Raw genomic sequence first — 14,890 nt, 5'->3', positions numbered from 1 at the left:
CCCTAAGGCGTCGTTGACGGTATTCGCTGAGCATTGAGAGCGCTATACTCGGAGTTTGTGTTATTGCACTGCGCACGGCGCGGTGTAGTTTGGTGAACTACTTTTCATAAACAAGGAGCAAAGAATGTCCGATGTCAAAAAGGTTGTGCTGGCGTATTCAGGCGGCCTGGACACATCCGTTATCGTTAAGTGGTTGCAAGAGACCTACAACTGCGAGGTAGTGACCTTTACAGCCGACATCGGTCAAGGTGAAGAAGTCGAGCCCGCACGCGCTAAAGCTCAAGCACTAGGTGTTAAAGAGATCTACATCGAAGACCTTCGCGAGGAGTTTGTTCGCGACTATGTCTTCCCAATGTTCCGAGCAAACACCATCTATGAAGGCGAGTATTTACTCGGCACCTCTATCGCTCGTCCGTTGATTGCTAAGCGCTTGATTGAAATTGCTAATGAGACGGGGGCAGATGCCATTTCTCACGGTGCAACGGGTAAAGGTAACGATCAGGTTCGTTTTGAATTGGGTGGCTACGCACTCAAACCGGGTGTGAAGGTTATTGCTCCTTGGCGTCTGTGGGATCTCACTTCTCGTGAGAAGTTGATGGCCTACTGCGAAGAGCACAAAATTCCCGTTGATTTTTCGAATAAAAAGAAAAAATCACCGTATTCCATGGATGCCAACCTGCTGCATATTTCTTATGAAGGCGGCATTTTGGAAGACCCATGGGCCGAAGCAGAAGAAGACATGTGGCGTTGGAGCGTTTCTCCCGAAGCCGCGCCTGAGCAGCCTACTTATGTAGAGCTGACCTTTGAAAATGGCGATATTGTGGCCATCGATGGTGAAGCACTTAAGCCTCATGAAGTGCTTGAAAAGCTTAACAAGCTAGGGGGCGATAACGGTATTGGCCGCCTAGACATTGTTGAAAACCGCTACGTCGGTATGAAGTCCCGTGGCTGTTACGAAACGCCTGGGGGCACGATCATGCTCCGCGCTCACCGCGCTATCGAGTCACTGACCCTTGACCGTGAAGAAGCACACTTGAAAGATCAACTGATGCCTAAATACGCAGAAGTGATCTATAACGGTTATTGGTGGAGCCCTGAGCGCCGTATGCTGCAAGCGGCGATCGACGAAACGCAGAAAAACGTAGCGGGCGTTGTTCGCATGAAACTCTACAAAGGCAATGCAACGGTTGTGGGGCGTAAGTCAGACCAGTCGTTGTTTGATGAGTCTATTGCAACATTTGAAGATGATGCAGGCGCGTACGATCAAAAAGACGCAGAAGGCTTTATTAAGCTGAATGCATTACGTCTTCGTATTGCTGCCGGTAAAGGTCGTCAACAGAGCTAAGCATGCTAAGCGGCCGGCCAGTGTCTGGCCGCTTTTATTGCAGGGGAGTCCGAATGTTTAAAAAACTATTTTCTGGCCTGTTGGGTGGCGCGGGTGCGGGAGACGCGGAAGGAAGCACCAAAGCGGCCGAGCCAGTTGAATATAAAGAGTATTTAATTGTATCTCAGCCTGATAACCAAAGCGGACAATTTCGAGTTAGTGGCTGGATTCGTAAGTTAGATGGCGAAGGCGTTACTCACGAGCATCGCTTTGAGCGCTCTGACATGCTGCCGGGTCGTGACGCCTGCGATGCAATGATGGTCGCTAAAGCGCAGCGCTTTATTGATGAAGTGGGTGAGGATATGTTTACGCCTGATCCTCGCAATGCCAGCGAAGCCTAGCAAGTTTTCTATTACGTTTAGTTGAGGAGCGGCGTATGCGCATCGTATACCGTGCTTCACCTTGGCGCTCCTTGGTTAGTCTTGGCGGTTCGTTGGACACCTCAACGCTAACCGCACCATTACGCGATTTTCACGCGAATGCCTGTCTCTTTAAACCGTCCTTATCTGACGCCTATGCTGCACAGCTCTCTTTTGTTGAGACATTGGTGCGTTATGACCTGCCTGCTTGGCGTATTAGTGAACTCATCAGTGACCACAATGCTTGGCTTTATCGTCAATCGATTGCAATGGCGCTGGATGAGATGCAGGCACAAGGATGGGGGAAACCGCCGGTCGATTACTGTGTTCTGACGCTTGGTTCGGCGGCTCGCTTTGAAAGCTTATTGGGTCCTGATCAGGACAACGCACTAATTATTGGCGACTACCCTGATGCTAGACACGTTGAAATTGATGGCTATTTTCAGGCACTAGGCGAACGTTTTACACAACGTTTAGATGAGGCAGGCATTCCGCTTTGCCGTGGCCATGTTATGGCGCGCTGGCCAATGTGGCGCAAACGTCTGAGTGAATGGCAGCAGCAATTTGAAATTTGGAGTGCTGACCGTCAGGTTAAGCGGGTACAGCAAACCAATATATGGCTCGATTTTTATCCTGTGGCAGGGAACGCTGAGCTTGCACAGACGTTAGGCCAATGGGTGCGCTCCACACTCTCGAACGCGCCTTTATTCATGAATGAAATGGCGATGTTGCTGGATGAGTTGCCGGTGGCGCTTGACCGATTTGGCCGCATCGCTTCACATCCTGCATTAGCCGCTCCTCATGACCAAGCGGTCGATCTTAAGCATCAGGGTTTGATGCCGTTAATTAGCGCTGCCCGGTTGCTCTGTGTGCGGTACCAGCGAAGTGAGATAGGCACTCGTGAACGGTTAGCGGCGCTCGCTCATTTCACTAGTGCGTTGACGAAGGAGCAATCGAACTTACTGCTAGCCGCTTTTAACCGTATGCAGCACTTGCTTCTAGAGCAGCAGCGCCACAATAAGTCTCACGGGCAAACAGCAGACGGATGGGTGGACCTGCGACGTCTTCGTGATGATGAGCGATTACTGCTGAAGTTTGATTTGCAGCAGATCAAAGCGTTTGTTAATCAGGTAAATAAGGCATAACGCTTTGGACTGCTAGTGTTCGGGCATGGTTTGGTTCTCAAAACTTTGTAAGAGATCTCCTACCCCTTGTAAGCCATTGCCTACAAGACCGTAAACGATTGTTTAAAAGCACCTTTAGCGATTGCAGTTTGTGCTTAACACGCTACGTTGGACGATTCTGACTTTTTCAGTAATGATCCAAGGAGCGGCACGATGGCACAGGGAACGGGCCTACAATTCACCCTCTCGCTACCCGGAGCGAAGGACACGGCGGTGGTGCGTTCTATCCACCGCGAGGCGCTGTCAGAGCCGTTTTTGCTCTCGGTGGAATTTGCCAGCCGTACCCATGACCTGTCGCCCTCTGATTGTTTGGATCAGAATGCCACGCTGACGATCTGGCAGGATGGCGAGCCGCTGCGCCGCGTGCATGGCATCGTCAGTGAGTTTCATCGCGGTGACCGTGGTCACCGCCGCAGCTTTTATCGTGTCGAGATCCGCCCCGCCCTGTGGCGGCTCTCGCTGCGTCACAACGCACGTATCTTCCAAGACATCGCGCCGTTTGATGCCATCACCACCCTGGCCGATGAGCGCGGTCTTATCGACATGGGCGGGGCGGCCCCCCGCGAGCCCGCCGAGCGTGAGTTTCTGGTTCAGTACCGCGAGACGGATCTGGCCTTTATTGAGCGCTTAGCTGCCGAAGAGGGTTATTTCTACTTTCACGAGTTTGAGAATGCGGATGGCGGTCAACACCGTTTGGTGTTTGCTGATGCCTCGATCATGCTGCCCAACATCGGCGAGCGCACCTACCACGGCCGTGCGGGCGGTACACCGCCCCAGCGCCACCTGCGCAAGCTGCGTCAGGTCAGCCGCGTGCGTCCTGCCTTGGCCACGCTCAAGGATTACAGCTTTAAGAACCCCGCCTATGCACAGCGTCACCAGCATGAGGCTCGCGACCTGGAAGCACATGCCCAGCGGGAGGATTACGAACACTTCGATTACCCAGGGCGCTATAAAAAAGACGCCTCCGGCAAGCTGTTTACCCGCCACCGCCTGGAAGCGCTGCGCGCTGATGCTACCACCGCCGAAGCGGAGAGTGACTTACCTGAACTGGCCCCCGGCCTGTGCTTTACCCTTACCGGCCACGACACGGAAAGCCTGAACCAGGAATGGCAAGTGGTCTCGGTGGTGCACTACGGGGAACAGCCCCAGGCCCTGGAAGAAGATGCCGCAGGGGGTGACGGCATGACCCGCTACCACAACGAGGTGGTAATCATGCCGCGGGATCAACCCTTTCGCCCGACGCCCGCCCCCAAGCCCCGAGTCGATGGCCCTCAGGTGGCGTTCGTGGTCGGGCCAGAGGACGAAGAGATCTACTGCGACGAACATGGCCGCGTTAAAGTGCAATTTCCCTGGGACCGCTACGCCGAACCCAACGAGACCGCCAGTTGCTGGGTACGGGTTGCCCAAGGCTGGGCAGGCGGCGGCTATGGCAGCATGGCAATACCGCGGATCGGCCATGAGGTTATTGTCTCGTTTTTAGAAGGCGACCCGGATCAACCACTGATTACTGGCCGCACCTACCACGCCGTGAACGTGCCGCCTTATCCCTTGCCGGAACACAAAACCCGTACCGTCTTGCGCACCCAGAGTCACCACAGTGACGGCTTTAACGAACTGCGCTTTGACGACAAAACCGATCAAGAGCAGATCTGGCTCCACGCCCAAAAAGACCTGGAACTGCTGACCCTCAACGACCGCACCGAAGAAATCCGCCGACATAGCCACCTCACCGTTCACCACGACCGCCTCAGCGAGATCCACCACGATGATCACCTGACGGTACACGGCCAGCGCTTTGAACACACCAAAGGCGCCCAACACTTAACCGTGGAAGGCACCATGCATATGCGGGCTGGGCAGGCGTGGCTGAGTGAAAGTGGCCGAGAACTGCATATTAAGGCGGGTCAAAAAGCGGTACTTGAAGCCGATGGTGAAATCACCATCAGGGCGGGTGGCAGCTTTATCAAGCTAAGTGCCAGCGGCATCACCATCGTTGGCCCCAAGGTTAAGATCAACGCGGGTGGCAGCCCTGGGCGAGGGAGTGGTCAGGCGGCAGCTGCGCCACTTTTACCTGGGTACGCAGTAGCAGAAGTGCATGAGCGTATAGCACCTGTTTCACAGCGTTCGCTGCCAAAGGTCTGTGAAGAGTGCTGGAAAAAAGCGCTAACCGAAGGACAGAGTGCGATCCCTGGAGAAACACTGTGAATACTGATCTCGTTCCGCCATGGCAGAGTTCCAAATCGACACAAGCGCTTGAGGTTCAGCGCTATGCGTTGATAGAGCTAGCTCATCTGACGCTAGCTGCAAGAATGACACTGTTCGATGAGGTTGTTAGCAGTGACTACTGCTGGCCGTTGATCGACGATGCGGATCAACCGCACCTGAAGCGAGAAGGCCCATGGCTGCTAGAGATGCCTCATATCAATCTCGTTAAATTACAGCGGCTTGAAGGTATAACGTGTGCTTTGCACGGCTGGATAGAAAGTCCACTTAACGGGGGGGAGCTAGCGAGCGACTTGGCACCTGCTATGGTGGTGGAAAGCCCGCAAAAGCAGCGCTCATTGCTAAGGTTTTACCTTCCAAGTGTGATTACCCAACTATATAAAGATGCGCTTGATAATCCGGCGAATGCGCTATTTAAAGGTATCAGCGGCTGGTGGTACCGAGACGAAGCATCCGGTTGGGCGATGTTGAAGGGAAAAACATCACCAACCCACCTTGCTCCGTGGCAGTTGAGCGTGAGTGAAGCCTGTTGGAAATCCCTGCACGGTGATCCCGAGGTTATGCAATTGGCTGCTGAATTAGTCGAGCTTTCACCGTCATTGTTTAAGGGCATATGTGTTTGCGAACGGCCTCGACAGGTAGCCAAAGCGCTTATTCAAGCAGATGACCACGGGCTGATCACGACTAACGACAGAAGAGCGTTTACCTACGTGCAGTTAAGCGAAGGAGACGATGCCTGGGTTTCCGCGGAAAGGCTGGATTTATTGCAACGCGCTACCAGTGGTGAAGCTACGCTGGTTGATTTATTGGCAATCCATTCTCAGCAGGCCACGCCATGCTAGTGCGTTGGGCAATTCGCCGTTATATGGATCTGTTACCCGCTTGGTTACAGGTGGTGTTAGTGGGCTTGGTGGTGGTCTGGCTCGGGGGGGGCATGCTGTTTGATACCTCAAAAAGTGGTGGGCTGGCAGGCTATAACCATACCGACAGGCCAATCTTTAGTTTTTGGGTAAATGATAATTGGGGGGAAGGAATATGAGTGCCTACTCGTGGGGTAGTTCCACCTGTTGCTGGTCTTTTAAAGGCGATCCGGTTGAGGTGGTGTGGATCCTAGACGTTACCCCAGAGAATATCGAAGCAGGGTTAGAAGAAGAAAAGCACAGCGTCACGCTACCGATGCCTGACTATAGCCAAGAAGATCAATACCTGCATGTGCATTTTTTACCTGATAACCAGGTGGATTTAGTGTGGAGCGAAGATATTCGTTCGCCAAAATTTGAGCAGTATCGTGGTTCAGGAGCTAATTGAACATGGATCAGACGACCATTGAGAATATATGCTCATTAAATTCAAGAAGTGTGAATAGCTATTCAGATCGTTTAGGGACTGACTGTCGTCAAGTGCTAGATATAGGGTTTTTCTTTGATGGGATGTCAAGAAACTTAGAAGCAGATCTACCAAATAATAGAGTTAGCAACATTGGGCGTTTATTTTTAGCTTATCCTTCAGAGGAAGAGAGTAAGCTTGCTACCCCGTTTCGTAGACTCTACTACCCTGGCCTGGGAACCACGTTTGACACCAGCCTTTCCGAAGACGTGACAGGGGCGGCGCGGCGAGCTCCTGGCGAGGCTCGCGATACCGCTGAAGGGCGGTTGCGCTCTAGCGGCCTGGAAGGCGCAGGCGAGGCGGTATCCAGTAGCCGTAATGGTCCATGGTACGAGGTGTTTGGACGTACGTTTAAGGTGTCGGTTACCCAGCCTTGGAACTGGGTCAAGCAAGCCAGAGACAGTGTTGTTCGTACTGGCTTTGAGGCGGTGGCGCCGCTCCGTGACACCTCCGTTGCCGCTAACCTATTAATAATGAGTGGCTTCTTTCTGCAGGGAGCTAATACGCGAACAAGGAATGATTTGCGATGCTAGTGCGTTGGGCAATTCGCCGTTATATGGATCTGTTACCCGTGTGGTTACAGGTGGTGTTAGTGGGCTTGGTAGTGGTCTGGCTCGGGTGGGGCATGCTGTTTGATACCTCAAAAAGTGGCTCTTTAATGGGACATAATCATACTGATAGGCCCGTTGGTAGTTTCTGGGTTGATGGTAACTGGGGGGGGGATCTATTTGCTTATTCTGGAGGCTTATACACAGGGGGGGGGACGACCTGCTGTTGGTCTTTTAAAGGCGACACGATTGAGGTTGTGTGGATATTAAGTGTGACAGGAGAGCAGAAGCGGCAAGGCTTAGAGCAAGAAAGACACAGTGTCACGCTACCGATGCCTGACTATAGCCAAGAAGATCGGCGGCTTCACGTGCATTTTCTACCTGACAATAAAGTTGAGCTTGCCTGGAGTCCAGATTTGCAATCGCCGTTGTCACCCCGGCTTCAAAAGGAATTACATAATGATTGATCAGGCTACGCTGGAATCGCTTCAAGCACTGAACGCTATTAATCCAGCAACAATAAAAGAGCAGTTAGGTGCTGACTGCCGTCAAGTATTGGATATTGGTTTCTTCTTTGATGGTATTAATCGAAACCTTGAGGAGGACATACCTACTGGAAAGGTTAGTAATATAGGTTGTTTATATAGTGCTTATCCAGAAAGAGCACAAGGTTCCGTTGCTCATAAGTTTTATAAACACTACTATCCTGGCCTAGGCACAACGTTTGACACCAGCCTTTCCGAAGACGTGACAGGGGCGGCGCGGCGAACGCCTGGCGAGGCCAGCGATACCGCTGAAGGGCGGTTGCGCTCTAGCGGCCTGGAAGCCGCAGGCGAGACGGTATCCAGTAGTCGTAATGGTCCATGGTACGAGGTGTTTGGGCGTACGTTTAAGGTGTCGATTACCCAGCCTTGGAACTGGGTCAAACAAGCCAGAGATGGCGTCTTTCGTACCGGCTTTGAGGCGGTAGCGCCGCTGCGTGACACCTCCGTTGCCGCTAACCTGTTAATGAGCGCCAGCCATACCCGCCTTTCTTCAGCAATTGGTGATTTTAAAGATAGCGTGGAGGATGTGAAGCAGAGCAGCGAGTTGCCCCTGGCGCGTGTTCGTGTCTCGGTGTTTGGGTTTGATTTTGGCGCCGCCATGGCCAAGGCGTTTGTACGGGAGCTGCTGGAGGAGGTATGCGAACAAGCGGATGGGCGCTTTGTTTACCAAGGCAGCGAAGTGGACGTGATGTTCGTCGGCTTATTCGACTGTGTGGACCGCACCCACGCAGAGATGGGGCCGCTGGATTGGTTTCACCCCTTAACGCCGGTGCTGGATGATGGTGGGGAGCTGCACCCTGGCTGCCAGCAGGCACTGCATTTGATCGCCGCCCATGAGCGCCGATTTTACCGCCGCTGCCGCCCACTGGGCGGGCAACACCCGCAGTGGCAGGAAGCACTATGCCCTGGCATAAGTGAGGATGTTGGTGGCGGTTTGGCGGCCAATGAACAGAAAATCAGTGCGGAATTGTCGCGGTCTACCTTGCACCGAATGTATCGCCGCGCCACTATTGCCGGTGTACCGCTTCCACCGTTGGATACGCTAAAAGAAAAAGATGTACTCACCGCCCAAATGTTTGAGCTGAACGATAATATCGAAGGCTATTCACTGCCTACGCTAGCGCGTCATTATCAGCGTCAGACAGCGGCTTACCAGCAACCAACGGAAGAGAACTTTCGCTTTCATACCCGCATTTATTTGGCGTGGTTGGCGCAGCGCTTCCGTGACTATAAAGATACTCTGGCAGCGCTGGAAGCACGTGAAGATGCACTACCTAACCGCTACTATCACCGCACCCTGGGGTCGTTGATGGCCTCTGTATCTGGTTCCCAAGAGCAGTGGTCGATTCAAGCAGCCGCCCGCGCTGAGATTGATGCCGCACGGGCCTCATTACAACAAACCTGGGGCTGGCTCGATGACGTTGATAAGGAAGCCCAGGATATACGCATGCTCTATGATTCTTGGGGAAGCACGCTCTCTGCCCAAGCACGCGCCACCTATCGCGATCACATCCCGTTGGCAAGAAGTTGGTATCGGTGGACACGAGAAGACGCTCCACCGGAGTTGCCAGAACCAATTGTGTTGCTTTTCGCCTATGGCTTGCATGATAAGCAGCCGGAAGAAATGACCTATCGGAATCGCCAGCCCACGCAAATTGCCGGCGGCTACCGTTTCATTGCTTGGCGCAGCATTGATCAGCCAGAAGCAACCGATGTTGGCGCTGCGGATGAGAATGAAGGAAGCGCAATGCGCCAATCTGGCGACGTTCCTTGGTCGAGAACGATGCCGTGATGGGAGGCAGGCAGCGATTGAGCCGCCGCTGATGTGGCTATACAGGGGAGGTGGGCTCATTAAGTGGTGAATTGGGCGCTGCAGGAAGCTCTAGGGTTAAGCATGCACCACCCAGAGTTTTAGCGTCTTCCACCCAGAGCCGCCCGCCAAGGTGGGCGATGATCCCGCGGCTAATTGGCAGACCAAGGCCACTGCCTTTAGGGCGACCGCGTGGTGTCTCACCGCTTTGCTGTATTTGATGAAATTTCTCAAATACGCGCTCACGTTCGTCAGCGCTAATACCAGGCCCGTTATCTTCGACGCTTAAACGAAAGTGATTGCGGTGTCGATAAAGCGCTAGCCGCACTTGAGGTTGCTGTCGGTCGGCAAATTTACTGGCGTTATCCAGCAAATTAATAATGACTTGCTCCAAGCGGTCCTGGTCACCGACCACCATGGCAGGGTCAGCCTCTAAACTGATATCAAGGGTAATACCTCGATCTTCGTGTAAGCGGGCAACTGCATCGATGCTTTGCCTCGCTAGGGCAGCCAGGTCAAGGGTGACAGGATGAAGCGTCAAGCGACCGCTCTCTAAGCGCGCAAGGTCAAGGATTTCTTCGATTAAACGCGAAAGGCGCTGGCTCTCATGGACAATAACACCTAGAAAATGTTGGCGTTTTTCATCGGGTAATTGATCGCTATCGCGTAATATTTCAGCAAAGGCACGTATTGATGTTAGGGGTGTTCGTAGCTCATGGCTCACCATGGCGACAAATTCATCTTTCAAGCGATCAAGCTCACGCAGCTGCTCATTGGCACTGCGTAGCTCGTCACTCACTGCAACTAGTTCTTGGGATTTTTGCTCCAACCGGCGGTTGTACTCCAGGGTTTGTGACGTGGTGTCTAAAATGCTCAAAATTGACTCAAGATCCAGTGCTTCTCCGCGCACTACGGAATTGATCAGTACGCGCGCTGATGCACTTCCCAGTGACCCTGCCAGCGCCTGCTCTGAACGGGTAATCAAATCGGCCGTTGCCGGTTCATCAGAACGGTAGTCGCTTTTATTAATGCTCTGGTTAAACACGCGATGGGTGACTTGATTGCCAAGGTAGCGAATAAGTAATTCTTTTAAGGCGCCTTGAGTCGTCTGTCCTCTCCATAAAGAGGTCGTTTGCAAGTTAGGGTGTAAGGCTTCAGTGAAAAGGGCGGCTTGGGTTTGTTCGAGTGGCGTAGGACGGGTAAAAAGTGATACGCCAATCAGTAAGCCGACATTTGCCAGCATGCTCCATAGCAGTGCGTGGGAATAAATGTCCCAATCTTCCAGGCCAAACAAACGGTAAGGCATAAGCCATGAAATGCCCCATGGCCCCTGAGTAAGAAATGTTGCATCTAACCAACCGGATTGGGCAAAGCCTGGCAGCAGTAACGTATAGCACCAGACTAAAAAGCCGGCGATTAGGCCAGCGGTGGCTCCTTGGCGAGTCGCACCGCGCCAGTAAAGGCCAATCAATAGGGCTGGGGCAAATTGTGCGACCCCTGCAAAAGAGACAAGCCCTATGGTGACAAGGCTGTAAGAGTCGCCAATCAGCGCGTGATATAGATAGCCAAGCAGCAGAATCAGCACAATGGCAATTCTCCGAATGCCCAACAGCCAACCTGCCAGCTCGCCGGACGTACTCAGGTGAAGGCGTTGTGTTCTCAGCAATAAAGGCATGACGAGCTGATTACTCACCATGGTAGAAAGCGCAATCGTTTCAACAATAACCATCCCAGTAGCTGCTGAAAGACCGCCGATAAAAACGAGTAAGGGTAACCCTTCAAGCCCTGCAGAGAGGGGCAGTGTCAGCACAAAACTATCGGAATCTCCCGCGCCAGCGCCTAACAGAAGGCCAGCAACGGCGATGGGAATGACAAACAGGTTGATGAGCAGCATATAAAGCGGAAATAACCAGCTCGCCCTGGCTAAATGTTGCTCATCGACGTTTTCGACAACCAATACCTGGAACTGGCGGGGCAAGGTTAAAAAGGCCAAAAAGGCCAATATAAGCATTCCGACCCAGCCTGTTGCACCGCCTGGGACACTGTCCAGTCCCATCTTTTCAGCCACTTCCGGCATCGTGGCGACGCTGGCAAATAGCGCACTGGGGCCTTCATACAAAACAAACACCACAAAAATACCGACGGCCATAAACGCGACCAGCTTTACCAGTGACTCTAGTGCTATGGCAGCGACCATTCCCTCATGTCGTTCACTCGCATCGAGATGTCGGGTGCCGAAAAGAATAATAAATACTGCGAGTACTAAGGCGACCCAAAGCGATTTATCCAGCCAGAAACGCTCATCAACCAGAGTGGCATCCGCTGTATTGGGATAGTTCACCAGTACCGCATGGCTAACGGTGATCGCTTTTAACTGCAACGCAATGTAAGGCGTTATACAAATGAGGGCCATTAGTGCAACTAGGGCGCCTAAGCTGGTGCTTTTGCCATAGCGAGCACTAATAAAGTCGGCAATGGAGGTAATGCGTTGGCGGGATGCGATGCGCACCATCTTGCGAATGACGACAGGGGCTAGGAGCATCGCAAGCGTTGGCCCAAGATAGATAAGCAGAAAACTGGGGCCATGCTCTGCTGCGCGTCCCACGCTGCCATAGAACGTCCATGCGGTGCAGTACACGGCAATCGATAGCGCGTATACCGTGGGTGAGCCAATTAATGATCGGCCTTGCTCGGCACGGCGGTCCCCCCACGCCGCTACTACAAATAGCAGCGCCAAATAGCCAAATGCAGTCCCTAGAATAAGTGCATCTGTGCGCATGATCAGCGTCCCGAACGTTGTTCCATTAGCCACGCGGTGAGGCCAATCACCGTGCCCCAAGCAATAAAGAGATAGAGCGGCAGCCAGCTCATACTTAAAGAGGGGAGCCGGTCAACCATGATAATCAGTGGGGGGCTGAACAGTAGTATTGCCACAGCTAATAGGGCAATCAAACGCTCTAATTTGCGTGAGCCTGAGGATTTCATGAGGCGCTAGCATCTTGGCGATCAAACGCATTGGCCTGCAGCGCCAACAGCTGCTCTAACGTGTCCACGCCACGTGCTTCAAGCCGAGGTAACAGCGCTAGCCATAATTCAGCCGTTACTCGGGCGTCCCCAAGCGCCGTGTGGCGAGTGCCAGGTGGAAAAGTTAGATCGTATCGTTGAGCCAGCGTATCTAAATCATGTCCATCTAATGCTTCGTCTAAAGCTCTTGAAATCAATAGGGTATCGACGACAGGCAGGTCAAACACAACGCCTTTGTTGGTAATGGCAAGCATATCAAACGCAGCATTATGCGCTAACAGAACAGCATCACCAACGTAGTCTCGAAAGCGCGTTAGGACAATGTCGAGCGGCGGTGCTCCGGCTACATCAGCATCTGTCAATCCGTGTATCGCTGTACTGTTAAGGGGGATTGGGCGTTTTGGGTCCACTTTTTGATCAAAGACTTCGCTGGCTAACAGGCGCGCATTGACACCCCGGCAAGCCCCTAGGCTAATCACTGTATCCCCTCGGCGAAGCTCAAGGCCGGTGGTTTCAGTATCAAACGCAACCACTTCTAGGCTACGTAACGTGCGATTAGCCAATGCTTCATCTGGCGGAGGCAGGTCGGCAATGCCGAAATCATGAAACTCTGGACGCGGAGGCGCTATTTCTCGAGGCGCCCCAACGCGTTCCATCGCCGGTAGCGGCAGGCGAAGGCGCGCATGAAGGCCATCATCATCCGCGAGGCTCCAAATATCGCTTGCGTGCTGGCGTAGCACGTCAGACACCAGCGGGTTGAGCGGTAGCGCCGGCAGGGGCTGGCGCCGCCATTTCGCTAACTCATGCTCTGGTAAGGGGCTGCCTTGCCAAATTAAATCCAGATAAACACGTTTGTTGCCAAGGCATATTTCACCTTCAAAATGGCTAACCGGAAGGTGGGAGTTAAGATGCTTGACTAAGGAATCAAAAAGAACAATCAGTGCTGGTGCATCGCCTTTAAACCAAGCGGGCATACCAACGGGGGTTATTAGCCGATGCGCTGGATCTAAGCGTTCATCCAAGGCTTGCCAGAAGTCATTCGACCACATGGGGGTTAAGCGCTCGCCTTGATGTTGCAAATCATCCAATAGCTGCCCGATTTGGCCAACATTATTGCCTAGGGTGGCACCTTCTTCTTGAATCACCTGCTCGAACCGCTGACGTAACGATGGGTTCTCTGCGCCGTTATGGCGCAGCTGTATCAGTGCATCCGCCGCACTGGTCAGACTTGCCGTATGTTGGCGTAATAGGGGGAGCTTGGTGGCGAGTTCCGCCCTAACACCCATTTCATTTGACCAGGACGCGGTTGCATCGCTAAACGTTAATAGTGTTTCACCATCACTGCCAGGAACTCGGCGTAGCACAACCTTTAGCCAGCGGTTATCACAGGGGGCAAGTAGTTCTCGAGGCGAACCATCCGCCGGCAGTTGGCTAAGAGCTTGTTGCAGGCTGGCAACGGGCAGCAGCGCTTCTAAGCGTTTGCCTAGGCCCAGCGCTGTATTATCGACAAAGAAATCTTCCGCGGCTTGATTGAATAGCATCAGACGGCGGTGGTGGTCACATAGTAATAAGGGGGTTTCGAGTACTTGCAGCAGCGTTTCTAATTCGCGGCGAATTTTTGCCGCGCTACGTGCGCCATCTGCATGAGCCGTGGCTAATTGATTGCGGTCAATGCGCCAACTCTCGCGCACTCTTCGCAGGTCAGGACCAAGCCCTTTCAGCCAGCCTTCGGGCGGGTGTTCATCACGGGCGTCTGGGTTTGCCACTAGTCTGGCAAGCTGAACCTGTAAATGGCGCAGGGGAGTAAACAGCATACGTTCTAGTAGCAGGCCAACTAAAAATATCGTCGCACCGCCGGAAAAACTACCCAGCCAAAGTGCTACTCGGGTAGGGCCTGTGGGTGAAAGCTGCGCATCCAGCCATGCAGCAAAAATAGCGCCCCCGAGCAAGCTGATACCACTTAGCAGCAGCCATAGGCCAATGAGTCGCTGACGTTTAGGGAGCCCGTCACGGGTCATTGCGAGTTACCATTGAGCAGTGATTTAACTTTTTCAATTAACGACTGGGTCGAAAAAGGTTTGGTGATGTAGTCATCGGCCCCAAGCGCGAGGCCTTTCTCGCGTTCGATATCTCGCCCATGTGCGGTCAGCATAATGACCGGCAGTTGGGCAGTCGCTGCTGAACGGCGAAGGTGCTCGAGTACATCAAAACCGCTGATCCCCGGCAGGCTGATATCGAGTAGTAGCAGGTCAGGGGCTGAATCGCTGATGCGTTCGAGTGCAGCTTCGCCATCGTAGGCAGTAACAACTTGAAAGCCTGCCTGCTCCATTAAAAATTCCAGAGACAGTACAATGTTGGGCTCGTCGTCGACCACGAGTACTTTGGCCATGATGCCCTCCCAAAAGGTGTCGTTGTTAGGTGTTTGAT

At 53.0% G+C, this 14,890-nt stretch carries 14 protein-coding genes; 10 read left to right on the top strand and 4 right to left on the bottom strand.

What is annotated here, in order from left to right:
* Positions 1–124 precede the first annotated feature (124 nt).
* The 10 genes from REH51_RS00350 (at position 125) to REH51_RS00305 (ending at position 9,421) form a co-directional block, all read left to right on the top strand.
* Positions 125–1,345, top strand: coding sequence for an argininosuccinate synthase (locus REH51_RS00350; protein WP_009724727.1), 1,221 nt, complete (start codon positions 125–127; stop codon positions 1,343–1,345).
* Between the two features lie 53 nt (positions 1,346–1,398).
* Entirely contained in the window at positions 1,399–1,725 is a 327-nt protein-coding gene (locus tag REH51_RS00345; protein ID WP_009724728.1) for an HlyU family transcriptional regulator, read from the top strand.
* A 35-nt stretch (positions 1,726–1,760) separates the two neighbouring features.
* Positions 1,761–2,888: a DUF294 nucleotidyltransferase-like domain-containing protein gene (locus REH51_RS00340; protein ID WP_009724729.1), complete on the top strand. Its 1,128-nt coding sequence runs from the start codon at positions 1,761–1,763 to the stop codon at positions 2,886–2,888.
* A gap of 192 nt (positions 2,889–3,080) precedes the next feature.
* Complete coding sequence (locus tag REH51_RS00335; protein ID WP_498936590.1) at positions 3,081–5,132, top strand: type VI secretion system Vgr family protein; 2,052 nt, start codon at positions 3,081–3,083, stop codon at positions 5,130–5,132.
* Positions 5,129–5,992, top strand: coding sequence for a DUF4123 domain-containing protein (locus REH51_RS00330; RefSeq protein ID WP_009724731.1), 864 nt, complete (start codon positions 5,129–5,131; stop codon positions 5,990–5,992). Before REH51_RS00335 ends, REH51_RS00330 begins: the two co-directional genes overlap by 4 nt.
* The gene (locus REH51_RS00325) at positions 5,986–6,189 is read left to right on the top strand and encodes a hypothetical protein (RefSeq protein WP_498936589.1); all 204 of its coding nucleotides are present in this window, start codon (positions 5,986–5,988) and stop codon (positions 6,187–6,189) included. Before REH51_RS00330 ends, REH51_RS00325 begins: the two co-directional genes overlap by 7 nt.
* Positions 6,186–6,458, top strand: a complete 273-nt coding sequence (locus REH51_RS00320) for a DUF3304 domain-containing protein (RefSeq protein ID WP_009724733.1) — start codon at positions 6,186–6,188, stop codon at positions 6,456–6,458. Before REH51_RS00325 ends, REH51_RS00320 begins: the two co-directional genes overlap by 4 nt.
* A 2-nt stretch (positions 6,459–6,460) precedes the next feature.
* Positions 6,461–7,069 carry a DUF2235 domain-containing protein gene (locus REH51_RS00315; RefSeq protein ID WP_009724734.1) on the top strand — a complete coding sequence of 203 codons (609 nt, stop codon included), beginning with the start codon at positions 6,461–6,463 and terminating at the stop codon, positions 7,067–7,069.
* Entirely contained in the window at positions 7,063–7,551 is a 489-nt protein-coding gene (locus tag REH51_RS00310) for a DUF3304 domain-containing protein (RefSeq protein WP_498936587.1), read from the top strand. The genes REH51_RS00315 and REH51_RS00310 overlap by 7 nt, the downstream gene beginning before the upstream one ends.
* Positions 7,544–9,421, top strand: coding sequence for a T6SS phospholipase effector Tle1-like catalytic domain-containing protein (locus REH51_RS00305; protein WP_498936585.1), 1,878 nt, complete (start codon positions 7,544–7,546; stop codon positions 9,419–9,421). Before REH51_RS00310 ends, REH51_RS00305 begins: the two co-directional genes overlap by 8 nt.
* Before the next feature lie 37 nt (positions 9,422–9,458).
* On the opposite strand, the gene REH51_RS00300 is transcribed toward REH51_RS00305, so the two are convergent.
* From REH51_RS00300 to REH51_RS00285, 4 genes are read right to left on the bottom strand one after another with little or no spacing between them, the layout of a single operon-like run.
* Positions 9,459–12,218 carry an ATP-binding protein gene (locus REH51_RS00300; RefSeq protein WP_009724737.1) on the bottom strand — a complete coding sequence of 920 codons (2,760 nt, stop codon included), beginning with the start codon at positions 12,216–12,218 and terminating at the stop codon, positions 9,459–9,461.
* Between the two features lie 2 nt (positions 12,219–12,220).
* Positions 12,221–12,424, bottom strand: coding sequence for a hypothetical protein (locus REH51_RS00295; RefSeq protein WP_009724738.1), 204 nt, complete (start codon positions 12,422–12,424; stop codon positions 12,221–12,223).
* Complete coding sequence (locus REH51_RS00290; protein ID WP_498936583.1) at positions 12,421–14,481, bottom strand: 3'-5' exonuclease; 2,061 nt, start codon at positions 14,479–14,481, stop codon at positions 12,421–12,423. Before REH51_RS00290 ends, REH51_RS00295 begins: the two co-directional genes overlap by 4 nt.
* Positions 14,478–14,852, bottom strand: a complete 375-nt coding sequence (locus tag REH51_RS00285; RefSeq protein ID WP_009724740.1) for a response regulator transcription factor — start codon at positions 14,850–14,852, stop codon at positions 14,478–14,480. The genes REH51_RS00290 and REH51_RS00285 overlap by 4 nt, the downstream gene beginning before the upstream one ends.
* Between the last annotated feature and the right edge of the window lie 38 nt (positions 14,853–14,890).

The organism is Halomonas bluephagenesis (assembly GCF_054790765.1).
This window is presented reverse-complemented; position numbering and strand designations above follow the sequence as displayed.